At 35.3% G+C, this 15,167-nt stretch carries 9 protein-coding genes and 1 pseudogene; 3 read left to right on the top strand and 7 right to left on the bottom strand.

What is annotated here, in order from left to right:
- Nucleotides 1–302: 302 nt before the first annotated feature.
- Nucleotides 303–2,315 carry an autotransporter outer membrane beta-barrel domain-containing protein gene (locus tag H3T83_RS07940; RefSeq protein ID WP_065650942.1) on the bottom strand — a complete coding sequence of 671 codons (2,013 nt, stop codon included), beginning with the start codon at nt 2,313–2,315 and terminating at the stop codon, nt 303–305.
- A 235-nt stretch (nt 2,316–2,550) separates the two neighbouring features.
- Here H3T83_RS07940 and H3T83_RS07935 point away from each other — a divergent pair, with 235 nt between their 5' ends.
- The gene (locus H3T83_RS07935) at nt 2,551–3,474 is read left to right on the top strand and encodes an L-lactate dehydrogenase (RefSeq protein WP_065578437.1); all 924 of its coding nucleotides are present in this window, start codon (nt 2,551–2,553) and stop codon (nt 3,472–3,474) included.
- 213 nt (nt 3,475–3,687) lie between these two features.
- Here H3T83_RS07935 and H3T83_RS11400 read toward each other — a convergent pair.
- Nucleotides 3,688–4,020, bottom strand: a pseudogene (locus H3T83_RS11400) (CbrC family protein).
- 980 nt (nt 4,021–5,000) lie between these two features.
- On the opposite strand from H3T83_RS11400, the gene H3T83_RS07920 reads away from it, so the two are divergent.
- Nucleotides 5,001–6,398 (top strand): hypothetical protein, encoded by a 1,398-nt coding sequence (locus H3T83_RS07920; RefSeq protein ID WP_198215500.1) that lies wholly within the window; start codon nt 5,001–5,003, stop codon nt 6,396–6,398.
- A 1,012-nt stretch (nt 6,399–7,410) separates the two neighbouring features.
- On the opposite strand, the gene ilvA is transcribed toward H3T83_RS07920, so the two are convergent.
- The 5 genes from ilvA to ilvG all read right to left on the bottom strand — a co-directional run bounded on the left by ilvA (nt 7,411) and on the right by ilvG (nt 13,922).
- A complete protein-coding gene (ilvA, locus tag H3T83_RS07915) occupies nt 7,411–8,949 on the bottom strand; it encodes a threonine ammonia-lyase, biosynthetic (RefSeq protein WP_370528023.1) in 1,539 nt (512 codons plus the stop codon).
- 1 nt (nt 8,950) lies between these two features.
- Nucleotides 8,951–10,801, bottom strand: a complete 1,851-nt coding sequence (gene ilvD / locus H3T83_RS07910) for a dihydroxy-acid dehydratase (RefSeq protein WP_065578434.1) — start codon at nt 10,799–10,801, stop codon at nt 8,951–8,953.
- A gap of 123 nt (nt 10,802–10,924) precedes the next feature.
- On the bottom strand, nt 10,925–11,854 hold the full coding sequence (locus H3T83_RS07905; RefSeq protein ID WP_198215498.1) for a branched-chain amino acid transaminase: 930 nt from the start codon (nt 11,852–11,854) through the stop codon (nt 10,925–10,927).
- Between the two features lie 157 nt (nt 11,855–12,011).
- Entirely contained in the window at nt 12,012–12,242 is a 231-nt protein-coding gene (ilvM, locus tag H3T83_RS07900) for an acetolactate synthase 2 small subunit (RefSeq protein ID WP_065578432.1), read from the bottom strand.
- 3 nt (nt 12,243–12,245) lie between these two features.
- Nucleotides 12,246–13,922 (bottom strand): acetolactate synthase 2 catalytic subunit, encoded by a 1,677-nt coding sequence (gene ilvG, locus H3T83_RS07895; RefSeq protein WP_198215497.1) that lies wholly within the window; start codon nt 13,920–13,922, stop codon nt 12,246–12,248.
- 492 nt (nt 13,923–14,414) lie between these two features.
- On the opposite strand from ilvG, the gene H3T83_RS07890 reads away from it, so the two are divergent.
- Nucleotides 14,415–14,852 (top strand): hypothetical protein, encoded by a 438-nt coding sequence (locus H3T83_RS07890; RefSeq protein ID WP_198198558.1) that lies wholly within the window; start codon nt 14,415–14,417, stop codon nt 14,850–14,852.
- The last annotated feature ends 315 nt before the right edge of the window (nt 14,853–15,167 follow it).

The following is a 15,167-nucleotide window of genomic DNA, read 5'->3' as shown; positions in this document are numbered from 1 at the left end:
ATATAAAAATAAGTTATAGATAAAATTAGTTAGAAATGAATGAAATCCTTTTCTAAATAAACTCCTAATAACAAAACTATAATATTTAAATGCTAATGAGAATTATTATCATTTAATTAATGAAAGTCAAATTATTTTTATAACTAATTCGATTAATGTTAAATAAAGATACAAAAAAAGGGTAGATAGATACATCTATTAGAATGATAGTTAATGTAGTGTCAAAGGCGAGATAATTGGAAATTCCCACGCCAAATAATCAACGTGGGATGAATAGATAAAAATTTAAGCTAAATAATGAATTAAAAAGAGTAACGATATCCACCATTAACCTGTAATAAATCAAATTTATTACCTGGAGAACTTTCTAAATCCAAATAGATATTATGTTTTTGGTTGAAATTGGCGTTTATGCCAACACCATTATTCCACCAATTACCTTTGAATGAGTGGCTTTCTTTATGGTTATTTAGTTTATAGTAGGTATCGCCATCAAACTCTCTTACAATACCAGTTTTAGCATAGAGATTAATGCTATTTTTATCTGATTTATATTCATAGCCAAATAGAGCAGATGCTCGACCAAGTAATGAATAGTAGTTGCCTAATTTAACATTAAGCCCATTAGATGCATTAATCGTGTTACCATTTTGATGACTGTAAGAGAATTGCGTTTGTGGTTCAATATAAAAATCATTAATTTTGAATTTTTGACCTAATTCCATTGATAAGCCAAGCCCATTAGAATGCCCTGTACCTTGAATGCGATTATTAGCGGTATCTTTAACTTTAAAGTGATTTTTTTGCCGATCATATTTGACTACACTATCAATATAAAAACCACTGTTATCTAAATAAGTTGCATATATCCCGGTGTTAAATGAACGTAATGAACCATCACCATTACGATAATCCGGATTACCATAAGTTTGCCCGACAAAAGCCCCAATAACAAAAGGTGAATTTTCAGATAGTTGTTTATCTGCACCAAATTGGAAACCATGGTAACTCATATCAAATTTGCTTAATTTACCACCAGAAAACGAATCTAATTTACCAGTAAAACCTCGTAACCAAACATCCCCAAACTTACCACTAGTACGCATATCACCTAAACGTTTTAAAAGGGTTTGAGTTTCAACATAGTTCATTAAATAATTGGCATTAAGAAATCCAGCACTGGCCATAGCTGATGAAGTAATCGGCTTACCAGTTAACACATAATCTTTCCCATCTTTATTTAAACTATATTGATAACCACCAAGCTCAACATCATGATTAGTTTTAAATTCAGCGGTATTTGTTGCATTGTCATCGATTTCAACTAAAGTTAACTTTTCATTACCTGTAGTTTGTGCAGAACCATTATTTATTAAGTTTATCGTATGGGTGCCTTCTGCTGAGACAGTTCGATTAGTGTCAGATGATTTTGAGATAATAATTTTATCACTTTGTTGTGAAGCAATATCGGTGCGTAAATTAAAGGTTGAAGCACCTTTTAAATTCTCAATTACTAGCTCGCCAAAGTTATTACTTCTGGTAAAATTAGTGAAGGTTATATCTCCTTGCCCTGATAGTTCAGTAATATAAGAGTAATCGCCGACAATTTCCCAAGAAGAGCCTTTGGCCAGATTCATTTTTATGATTCCTGTGGTATCTTGACCAGGGTAGTCGGGATCATCTGGATCACCAAATGCTGAAACCTCACCGACAATTTTAGATCCAGCAGCTAGGTCTAAAATAACTGTACCACCAAAATTTGTGAATATATCACCATTTATTATCGATTTATTATTTATTTTAACTGTTCCATTATCAATAGCATAAATATCACCGTTAATAAATGACTCACCATTTAATATTAAATTTCCTTTTGATACCACAATAGCGTCGGAATCATCAGGATTATCAACAGTTAAGGTTGTTTTTCCATTAATAATAACTGTTGAATTTTTATCAAGTAATGCAATAGCATCAATATTTTCCCCTTTTACACCAATGTTGAGGTCACCATCAAAAACTGTTGATGACTGAGGGCCTATACCATTCAAAGATCGAATACCATGAATGTATACACCACTTTCGAGATTATGAATATCGTCTCTTGACATATTTATTGTGACATTATTTTTGAAAATGGTGTTACTGCCAGAAGTTATATTTATACCAGCTAAAACTTCAGTTCCAGAGCGTTCAAAATCATGAGTAATTGGAATATTGACTTCTTCAGTAAAAGTTTGGCTGCCTTGTAAATTCAGCGCGTTAACAGCTAGGGGGGTAGCTAGGGATAGTCCTATAAGTACTCTTTTCTTCATTGATTTGTTCCTTCTTTCCTTAATTAATCAAAAAGACTAACATATAAACACTAACCGCTCAAAAAATATTCGCCTACATTATTATAATTAATGATTGTTAAAAAATTTATATAAATACTTATATGAACAGTTAGGCAATTGTTGTTTATGTTGGATAAAGGTATATGATGATAGGAAATCAATGACATTGTTAGAAATATCTATAATTTGACAACTTAAATAGGTAGGATTAAACATGAAACTACGTAAAGTGATGATTATTGGTGTAGGTAATGTTGGTTCAACTACAGCTTATACATTGGTCAATCGTGGATTTTGTGAAGAAATTGCACTGGTTGATCTTAATAAGGATTTAGCTTACGGTCATGGTCAGGATTTGTTAGATGCTGCCGCCTATCGACAAAATATGATTAAAGTCAGTTTGCGTGAATCGACGGACTGTGCAGATATTGATATTGCCGTTATTACTGTTACCTCCGGATTAGCGCAAAAAAGTAGAGCTGAAGAACTTACTGGTACTTCTAAAATTATGTCTAATCTTATTCCTAGTATGATGAAAAGTGGCTTTAAAGGAATATTTTTAATTGCTACTAATCCGTGTGATGCGATTACTTATCAAGTTTGGAAGTTATCTGGTTTACCTCGTCATAGAGTTATTGGTACTGGTGTTTGGCTTGATACCGTGCGTTTACGACGCCTATTGGGAGAACAGATGGATATTGGTCCACAAAGTATTGATGCATTTATTGTTGGCGAACATGGTGATTCGCAGTTTCCAGTTTGGTCACACTCATCGGTTTATGGTATCAATCTCAATGATTTAGAAAGTAAAAAAATCGATTTTAATGATATTGGACTAAAAGCTAAAAACAAAGGCTTTGAAATTGTCAAATATAAGCATTGTACTGAATATGGTATAGCTAGCACTATTGCAGAGATCTGCCAACATATTTTTACCAATAGTCACCGAGCATTAGCACTTAGTTGTGTATTAGATGGTGAGTATGGTTATAAAGATTTAGCAATAGGCGTACCGGCAATCTTAGATCAACATGGTATTAAGAAAGTTATTGAACTTGATTTTAATGACAACGAAAAAAAATTATTCACCAATAGTGTCGATATTGTGAAAGGATACATTGATCATATTAATTTGTAATTGTTAAAAATTTTGATTATAAGGGCGTTTTCAGACTTATTATCAGTTATTGATTACGCCCAACGTTACCTCAATACAAATTATTTAATTAAATTTTTAAATGAAATATTAAATATACGATTTATATTCTTTATTAAGGTAAACGTCCGTTGATATTTAGTATTTAAAATTTTGTAAACTTGATTCAATTGATCAATCACCTTCGCTAAATCCTTAATCAAAATGTAATCGCTTTTTTGAACAATGAAGACATTCAAATAAATATCCAGTTATATACCCATCTTTGGATAAATCAGCTGTAACAAAATCTGCAGAAAGTTCCAGTTGTTCTATATCTTCAATAAGCTCATCTCAAAAAGGTAATATCTCTTTTGCACCAACATAAGCTAAAAAAGCACATGGTTCATTACACTGTGATAGCCATACTTGTTGTTGCCAAGATATATAATTTGGTGTTCTATATAACACTTCATCAAGTTTATCCTTAGGTATAACTTCGACACTTATATAATCATTGAATGAACCAGCAAATTTTTGCGTTTCTATACCATTAACTCTTTAATAATACATTGAGAAAATATAGTGTTAACTAAAAAATTGATTCGCCCCCTGTAGGGTAATTAACATGATCTTACTTTCAATCATACACGGTAGTGTATATAATATCGTCTATCATCATTCATTGATTAATTAACTAATTATGTTAGTTTGTGTGATGATCTCATAATGATTGCCATATCTTCGGCGCAAGTTGCTCGTTACTAGTGCCGAATTTGTGATGGACTCTTATCAAAATGAGGGGGTATGTACAATTAGATTAATGCTGACTTTAATAGTGTTTACCATTATTGGGCTTCTGTTTGTTCCAAAAACGAAAAGCTCTTTATAAACCTGTTTTATGGCGCTATCTATTGACATACTCAATAGACGTTTGGATTTATGTACCACTTCCTAGTGTCTAATTTTCATTTTCGGAATTGAAAAATAAAGTTAGGCTACTGGTGAATAAAATATTTGCCTCATTGAGGCAATCGATCTCACAAAGATTGTGAGATAAAGTAGTATGGTTGTTTTATCAACCAAATACCTGACACTCCTCTCCAAAAGGTACGGATCTAATTTTGGGGAAAATAGTATGTTACTCAAAAAATTGAGGGAAGTTATTTAAACTTTGAAACCTCATTTTAATACACAATTCAGTAAAAGTTCTTATAGAAGTTAACAAGTTAAATTAAAAAGACTATTTCAGTTACTACATTTTTAATACGTTTTTTTGTTAAAACAATCGAATAAAGTTTAGTTAGTTAGATTTAAAAATATTGTAAATCATTAAATTAAATTAAAGGATTGATAAAATGTATTGTAATTATCACGAAAATACATGCTTCATACTTGTTCTAAGTTCGCTTAATAGGAGTAGTAAAAATTTAGTTTTTCACTACAGTTTTATTTATCTTAAAATCGTAAGTTCTTTACTCAAAGTGTTAAGTCTATTTTATTCATTTTGGCGGATTATTTTAACGATTTTGCTTATTCTTTTATTGATAACGCCTTTTTTTAGCCACGCATTAAAATCTCAAACATCAAATACTATTCAGGGTCATGAACCTTACTTAACCTTTGACGGCGATCTTACTCGTGTTACAAATATCGACGATCTACTGTGGATTTCACTATCTGATGGGACAAAATTTACACCAATAACATATAACTCAAATGACCCTATTGAATTACCTAAAATTGGTGAAAGTTTTGCTGATATCGATATGGCCGTACCAATTGATACTGATTTAATTGGATTAAATGCACTTATTGGTTCACCTTATAATTATTGGGGGGATGATGATGGGGATGATGATGTTACAGTAACTGGTGATCTAAGGTTATCTATCGTAGATAAAAATAATGAAACTGTTGCGCGTAATGAAGTATTAATGGGAACTAAAGCGCCCTATAAGTTAACATTAACTAGTACTAACGGAACATTAAGAACGCGTTATGGAACACCTAATAGTAGTGATTTTAACTCTAGTAATGCGACTTATTACATTAATCCGAAGGCCGGGCCTTCAGTTTTGTTTGCCACACCAAACCTTGTTTTTAGTTCAGGCGACTATGCAGGTCCTAAACCAATATGGGATATTAAGAAAGGATTTATTACTCAAACTGCTACCCCATCATCTTATCATCGCAACTTTCCTACTACAGGCGCTAATAATTTATATTTTGATTTAGACATCATTGGTAGTAACAAGGCTTTATTATGGGAGGATGTTACTCATGATGGTATCACAGCTACAATGACAGATGTAACAAGTACCAGTGTTCGTGTTACCTTAACTGGTCCAGTTGCTACAGAAAAACAACAGGACTCAGATGAACCAAGTAGTTTAAGATCTATACATAAACCGGTATTACCTATTACATTTGAGTTAGTTGGTGTAGACCCTCAAAGTAATAAAGAAGTCGTCAAATATGGTTTCCAGTTAAAACAGTGGTTTGTTAATCGAGGAGGAACCTCTCAACCTAAAGATAAGAATATATCTTGGTGTGAGAATATAGGTTACCGTGTTCCTAATTATCAAGAGCTAACTAACGCACCGGTTTCTGACATCGCCAGCACTACATCGCCTTCCCGAGATAATCATCATACGCGTGCAATTGATAACGGCTTTTTTGCTGAGTGGGGTTATATGTATGGTTACAGAGGTGCTCAATTTTCGCGTGTGATCCCTTATTTGGCTACCGACATCAAAATCAATAGTGGTACGAATAACGGTACTGATAGTGATAGCAATAATGGTACTGATAACGGTACCGAAAATGATGCCAATAAATATGAAATTATTGTATTTGCCTATAATGGTTCCATAATAGCAGATTATTCATACCAATCTTATCTTGTAACTTGTGTTACACCTTAGTGCGTAGTTTTTACTTGTTATCCTTTAGATTGAAGCTTCAATGTCGGAATATTTAATTCAATCTATTAAAGTGGTTGATTCGTAGCTTCAATCAAGCTGACAAAGTGGGTGATAAAAAGAGATTTTGTGGTGAGTACTATCCGCCCCAATTGGGGCGGAGTTATTGTTGAGGAATAGAGACTTTCAGTAAATATTTTAATCAATAAATATCGGTTAATGGTATAGATAAGTATACGGATCCAGCTTTAATATGGAATTCTGGAAATTGATATTATTCAATTTTCAATTTAATCATCTTACGGTTAAAACTTTTTTACTATGAGGGATTGGGTATATTTTGATTTAAAGATAGTTAGTCCTGTTTTTTTGAAATGACCTCCTTCCGTTTTCCAAGCTGGTATTACTGTTACTATATTGGAAGTAACAAGTACAAGCTTTCAAGTCACTCTAACTGGTCCAGTCGCTCAATTATCGTAACGGAGTTCAGACGAACCAAGTAATGTATCTAAATCCTCTTTGCTGCAGGTATTTGAGTTAGTTGGAAGTGATGAGAATGCAATTGTTAAATATTATTTTCAATTATAATAATTTATGTACTTTACCTTTGCCTACGACTATTGGACGATTAGTAATGGCAATGACGAGAAATATTTAGTTGTGGACGCGTTTACAGGAGCCTTCAATAAATCCCCTGTTTCCAACAATGGTTATCCAATTTACATTTATTCACTTTTACCTTAACTTTTTATTTTTACTAAATTGGTGAAGTAATGAAATCTGAATGGTTTTATCGTTTAGCTATGTGTAATGTAGAGATGGACGGATTAAATTAAGGAAAGCTATTTTTAAGCTTTAAAAAATTGAGGCAGTTTTTTAATAACCCATATCTTAACTATAACACTTAACATAGTATTTTTGTTAAAAAACAGATTAAAATCATCATTATTAATTACTAAATTATATGCTATTTATTAGGCAAAAGTGCCCCTAATTTATTTTAGGGGCAGTTTAATTATTCATTGGTTAAGAATAATTTAAGTGATGGATTTTCAGTTTCATTATTAAAACCATAATCCAATTCGGTTAAATGTTTTGTAAAGGTTGTATGGCTAGATTTATCTATTTCAAAAGCAGCTAATACTCGGCCATAATCGGTACCGTGACTACGATAATGGAACATTGATATATTCCAGTTAGTACCTAGCGTTTGTAAAAACTTAAGCAAAGCACCTTGTGATTCAGGAAACTCAAAACTGTAAACTTGTTCATTAAGAGGTTGACATGGTTTGCCACCAATCATATAACGAACATGTAGTTTGGCCATTTCGTCATCAGTGAGATCGACAACTTGATAACCAGCTGCGCTGAGTTCTTGCATGATTTCGTCTTTTTCATTGCTTTTGGCAATTTTAACGCCAACAAATATGCGAGCTGATTTGTCGTCATGATAGCGGTAGTTGAATTCTGTGACTGCTCGTCCACCTAATAATTGGCAAAATTTTAAAAAGCTTCCCTTTTGTTCAGGTATAGTTACCGCTAAGAGTACTTCACGTTTTTCACCCAATTCACAACGTTCAGATACATAACGTAGATTATGGAAGTTTAAGTTAGCTCCAGATAAAATGTGGGCTAAATTTTCACCACAGATGTTATTTTGTTCGACATACTTTTTAAGACCAGCTAATGCTACTGCGCCCGATGGTTCTGCAATGGCACGTACATTATCAAATAGATCTTTAACTGCCGCACAGATTTCATCGCTATCAACAGTAATGATATCGTCAATATACTGCTGACAGAGTCTAAATGTTTCATCACCAATTCGTTTAACTGCAACACCTTCAGCAAATAAACCAACCCGATCAAGATCGACTGGATGTCCTGCAACTAAAGCCGCTTTTAAGCAGGCCGCATCTTCAGGTTCAACCGCAATCACTTTTATTGATGGCATGATTTGCTTAATTAATACGGCAATGCCAGCAGCGAGTCCGCCACCACCGACAGGCACAAAAATGCGGTCAAGCTTGGCATTTTGTTGCAGCAGTTCCATAGCAATACTGCCTTGACCGGCGATAACTAGTGGATGATCAAAAGGTGGAATAAAAATCCGATTTTGTTGCTTGGCCAGCTCCATTGCTTTGGCTTTAGCTTCGTCAAAATTGGCTCCATAAAGTAATACTTCACCACCAAAGTCTTTTACGGCTTCGACTTTGATATCTGCCGTATTTAATGGCATGACAATTAGCGATTTAATCCCTAATTTAGTTGCTGAAAATGCAACACCTTGGGCATGATTACCGGCTGATGCGGCAACTACACCACATTTACGTTCTTCAGGGCTTAAGCTGGCTATCATGGCTTGGGCGCCACGAATTTTGAAACTATGGACTAATTGACGATCCTCCCGTTTAACAAAAATTTGATTTTTTAAACGAGTGGAGATTTTTTCCATATGTTCCAGTGGCGTCACTTGGGCGACATCATACACGGCACTGCATAGTGTAGCTTTTAAATAATCAGCGCCGGTTAGTTTGTTAGCTTGTTGATTCACATTAACCACCTAATTTGCTTTTATCACGTACCGCACCTTTGTCTGCACTAGTTGCTAAGCTAGCATAAGCTTTTAGTGCATATGAGACATAACGGTCACGATTATGAGGAGTAAAGGCTTTATCACCACGAGCAAGTTCTGCGACACGGCGACGTTCTAATTCATCTTCTGGTACGATGAGCTCTAATTTACGATTTGGGATGTCGATATCGATAATATCGCCATCACGAACAAGACCAATCACCCCACCATTAGCAGCTTCTGGTGAAATGTGACCAATAGATAATCCCGATGAACCACCAGAAAAACGACCATCAGTGATTAATGCACAGGCTTTACCAAGCCCCATTGATTTTAAGTAACTTGTCGGATAGAGCATCTCTTGCATACCTGGTCCACCTTTTGGTCCTTCGTAGACAATCACTACCACATCGCCTGCCACTACTTTGCCACCTAAAATTGCATCAACAGCATCTTCTTGGCTTTCATAAACTTTGGCCGGACCACGGAAGACTAGGTTTTCGGCAGCAACACTGGCGGTTTTTACAATAGCGCCATCTTGGGCGACGTTACCGTAAAGGGTTGCTAATCCACCATCTTGGCTATAAGCATGTGCTTTATCACGAATACAGCCATTTTCACGATCATCATCTAAGCTATCCCAATAACAATCTTGAGAGAAGGCCTTGGTGGTGCGAATGCCTGCCGGACCACTGCGATACATTTTTTTGACGGCTTCGTCAGTTGTTTGCGTAATATCATATTTGGCAAAGGTTTCTTGTAAACTTAAACCAAGTACGTTATGTACGTTACGGTTTAGTAATCCTGCTTTGTCCAATTCAGACATGATGGAGACCACCCCCCCGGCACGGTGGACATCTTCCATATGATAAATTGCGGTACTTGGCGCAACTTTACATAGATGAGGAACTTTGCGCGATAATCTGTCGATGTCTGACATGGTAAAGTCTATTTCACCTTCTTGCGCTGTGGCAAGTAAATGTAATACGGTATTTGTTGAACCACCCATGGCGATATCAAGTGACATAGCATTTTCATAAGCAGCTTTAGTTGCAATTGAACGAGGTAAATAAGCTACATCATCATGCTCGTAATACTGTTTGGTTATTTCAACAATGCGCTTAGCTGCATTTAAGAAAAGTTGTTCACGTTGTTTGTGGGTGGCAACCAGTGAGCCATTCCCTGGTAATGAGAGACCTAACGCTTCAGTTAAACAGTTCATTGAGTTAGCAGTAAACATCCCCGAGCATGATCCACAAGTCGGGCAGGCTGATTGTTCAATAGCCTCGCTGTCAGCATCGCTAACAGTAGGATTAGCACTTTGGATCATAGCATCAACTAAGTCGAGTTTGATGATTTGATCTGACAGTTTAGTTTTACCGGCTTCCATTGGACCACCCGAAACAAATACGGTTGGAATGTTTAAGCGCAGTGACGCCATTAACATCCCAGGGGTAATTTTGTCACAATTTGAGATACAAATCATAGCATCAGCACAGTGTGCATTAACCATATATTCAACTGAATCGGCAATGAGTTCTCGAGATGGTAATGAATAAAGCATACCACCATGGCCCATAGCGATACCATCATCAACAGCAATAGTATTAAACTCTTTGGCAATACCTCCACAAGCTTCAATTTCTTTTGCCACTAGTTGACCAATATCTTTTAAGTGGACATGGCCAGGTACGAATTGTGTGAATGAATTAACCACTGCAATGATGGGTTTACCAAAGTCTTCATTTTTTACGCCTGTTGCACGCCATAAGGCGCGGGCGCCTGCCATATTGCGACCTTCAACTGAGGTTGCCGAACGATATTTAGGCATTTGTTGCTCCCAATTTTTCCTAATGCAAGCGACCGATTTCTATCGGTACATTTTTGAGTTCTTAATAAATAGTAAAATGATGACACCGCCGAATTAATCTAAATCGGCGGTACTTATCAATGCTTATTTAATTAGATCTAACCAACCATATTTATCTTCAGTTTTCCCATCGAACAATCCGAAGAATGTTTGTTGGATTTGTTTAGTGATTGGGCCACAACGACCAATACCAACTTGAATACGATCAACACTTCGTACAGGTGTGATTTCGGCCGCAGTACCGGTCATAAACACTTCGTCAGCAAGATATAGTGATTCACGAGATAGAGTCTGTTCACGTACTTCAATGCCTAAATCACGAGCAAGGGTAATGATGGCATCACGAGTGATCCCTGGAAGTGCAGATGATGATAGTAATGGGGTAAATAAGATACCGTCTTTAACGATAAATAGGTTTTCACCTGAACCTTCAGAAAGCTGACCGTTAACGTCTAATGCAATCCCTTCTTGGAAGCCATTAGCACGAGCTTCAGATCCGATAAGTAGTGAAGATAAGTAGTTACCACCAGCTTTTGCTGCTGCTGGAATGGTATTTGGAGCAAAACGGTTCCATGATGATACCATTGCATCAATACCTTGTTCTAAGGCGTCTTCACCAAGGTAGGCTCCCCATGGGAATGCGGCAATCATAACATCTGTTTGATAACCTGCAGAAGGAATAACACCCATACCAACATCACCAATAAATGCTAATGGACGAATGTATGCGCTTTTTAAATTGTTTTTCTTAATTACTTGGCGGGTTGCTTCCATGATCTCTTCAAGTGAATAAGGAACAGGAAAACGATAAATTTTAGCTGAATTCAATAGGCGCTGTGCATGTTCTTTATGACGAAAAATTGCTGGCCCTTTGTTTGTTTCATAACAACGGACACCTTCGAATACTGAAGTACCATAATGCAGGGCATGTGACATAACGTGAATTTTCGCATCTGCCCATGGAACCATTTCGCCATTTAACCAAATATAATCAGATTTTGCTGTAGTACCCATTTTTTGTTTTCCTCTTAAATTTACTTTTGTTAAGCATGTATACTGCTTTTATTCATTTAATGGTAAGCATTATACATCACTTTTTTGTTTGTTTAACTTCTATAAAAAATACTCTTTTTTATTTAACCTATTGTTTGAATAAGGTTTATTGTAAGCTTTATTCAATCGCTATAACATCTTCCAATTTGCCAATTTGGCTTTGTAATGATGATAGCGATCGTTCCGTAGTTAATGTTAGATTTAAGATAAATAAATGATTATCAATTGATTGCATTTGCATCTGTTGTATATGTCCGCCACGGTGGCGAACAACGCGTAAAATGCGTTCAAGAGAACCCAATTTATCATTGGCTTTTATAGTAAATTGATGTGTCGCTAATTGATTCATCACTTACTCCTTATTACTTTTATCTAACATATTTTCATTTGCTGCCCCTGGTGGTACTAGTGGCCATACGTTTTCTAGTTCATCAATACATACATGCAGTAAGTAAGCACCGGATGAATTAAATAGATTATCAAGTGCTGGTTCGATTTCCGCTTTTTTGCTGATCATTTGTCCCGGAATATCAAATGCTTTAGCTAACATTAGAAAGTCTGGGTTATCCGATAAATTGGTTTCGCTATATCTTTCATTAAAAAAAAGCTCTTGCCATTGTCTGACCATACCTAAGCGTTGATTATCAATTAACACAATTTTCACTGGCAATTTTTTACGTTTTATTGTGGTTAATTCTTGTACATTCATCATAAAAGAACCATCACCAGATACACAAATTACCATATCTTCAGGTCTGGACATTTGTGCTCCTATTGCAGCGGGTAGACCGAAGCCCATTGTTCCTAATCCACTGGAAGTAATAAAGTTTTGTGGATGATTAAAACTCATATGTTGCGCTGTCCACATTTGGTGTTGACCGACATCAGTGGTAATTACGCTGTTGACAGGTCTTCTTTCTGAAATACGTTTTAGTAATGCCGGTGCATAGATAGCTTCCCCTGGATGATCGTAGCGGGTAGGGTGTTGCGCCTTTAATTGTTTAATTCTCTCGTGCCAATCTTTAATAGAGACAGTTTGATGAAGCATTGGTAAAACATGTTTGATATCACCTTGCAATCCTAAATGGCTTTGGCGTAATTTATTGATTTCAGACTGATCAATATCAATATGAATGACTTTAGCATGTTTAGCAAATTCATTGAGTTTGCCTGTTACTCGATCGTCAAATCTAACGCCTAAAGCAATCAATAAATCACATTCTTGCACTGCTAAATTAGCTGCTTTGGCGCCATGCATACCTATTAATCCTAAGTAATAAGGATTGTTAAGATCAGCAACGCCGAGTCCTTTTAATGTCGATACACTAGGTATTTGCGTTGAGTTCATAAACTCGCGCATTTCTGCAATTGCATTCGATAGTCCAACGCCACCACCAATATAAAGCATTGGTTTTTCGGCTTGGCAAATCATTTGTTTAGCAAGGGCAATCTCGTTAGATGAAATTGGATATAATTGACTATTATCAGAAGGAGTTTTTATGGTTGTCGGTGTTAAATAGGTTTGGTAATCATGTTCGGCAAGTTGGATATCTTTTGGGATGTCAATTAATATTGGTCCCGGCCTGCCCGAATTGGCTAAATTGAAAGCCTCTTGTAAGGTATTCGGCAACTGGGTGGCATCATCAATTAAATAGCTATGTTTGGTGCAAGCTAAGGATAAGCCTAAAACATCAACTTCTTGAAAGGCATCAGTGCCAATTAATGTAGTTGGAACTTGTCCGGTAATGGCTATAACGGGTACTGAATCAATTAATGCATCAGCAAGGCCTGTAATAATATTGGTTGCACCAGGGCCTGATGTTGCAATACAAACTCCAATTTTGCCGGTAGCGCGAGCATAACCAATGGCTGCCATTGCGGCACCTTGTTCATGACGGCATAGTACGTGTTCAATTCCACCATCATAAAGTGCATCGTATAGAGGCATAATTTGACCACCAGGATATCCAAAAACGGTGGTAATGCCTTTTTCTTTTAAGGTTTTTACTATCCACTGTGTTCCTAACATTTATTCCTCACTTGTTACTTTTGCTCATTTATTTTTAATGTCAAAATTGTTCATAAAAAAACCCCCGCTTTTTGGGGCGGGGGTTTTTGAAATATGGTAACCATATATTTAACTCAAAAGACGCCCCCGCGTTGGAATAATGACCACGCTGACAATAATGTTAATGAGGACGAGGATGAGTGAAAAATTCATAATTTTTTTGTAATTATTTTGTCATTTTTTAAAAATATTTAATCAAAATACTCGTTTTAAAAAAAAGTGCAACTCTTTTTTATGCTTTTTTTAAAAGCAGTTTTAATTAGTATGTTTATTGTTTGAAAAAATTTTTGAGGAAAGGGGTTTTTTAAGTCTTAAAAAAGATTAATTTTGGTTTTAGTTTGGCATTTTATGGCTGGTTAGTGTATAAATATCAATCATTGAGCTTAAAAGTAAACTAACTTTTTTAACCTTGTATTGCTAATCATTATTTATTACTCATTAAGAGATACCTATATGAAAATACTTAAATTGGTTACATTTTTGCTGGTAAGTGTTTTAATGTTTGGCTGTGAGAAAGCGAAAGAAAATACCGTAGATAATGTTAATGATGAATCACTTGTTGCGGTACAAAATGCAATGATTGAACCTATCAAGAAATCTTTACCCATTGCGATTGATGAGTTAACGACTTTAATTGGTATCGATAAAGATAAAGATCGTAATATCGTCAATTATCAATATGAGGTTAAAAATACCTCTGAATATACGTTATTATTGCCAAGTACTCTTGATACTATCCGTCAAGCCTTGTTTAAGGCTTATTGTGAAAATAATGAAGAAATGCAGCAGTTAAAAACAGCATTTCCGGATGGTGCAAACTATCATTATTTTATTGATAATAAAGAGATTATCGTGGTTGAATTAACCCCAGCAGATTGTCATGGGAGTTAAGTAAAAGTAATTAGAAATAATCTTATATATAGATGAGTAAAGAGTGCTAACAGTAGTTGTGACTAATTGCCCAACTAATAAATAATTATTATTAAACTTGCATTGCTAGCTTAATGTTAATTTATTTGTTACACTATTTTTGTTGTTCAATTTATCATCAGTCATGGTTTTAGCATAAGTTTCTTCTGTCCTCGCTAGGCCATTCAAGGAAGTCACTGTTACTTTATTCTCAAATTTTTTTGGTTATCAATGGTTATTATTTTTTACAGTGTGTTATCGGTTAATATAATTAATTGAATTAATTAAGTATTTTAA

The sequence above is a fragment of the Gilliamella sp. M0320 genome (genome assembly GCF_016101635.1).
In the GTDB taxonomy this organism is placed as follows: domain Bacteria; phylum Pseudomonadota; class Gammaproteobacteria; order Enterobacterales; family Orbaceae; genus Gilliamella; species Gilliamella apis.
The sequence above is the reverse complement of the archived record's forward strand: the minus strand, read 5'-3'. Positions and strand labels throughout refer to the sequence as shown.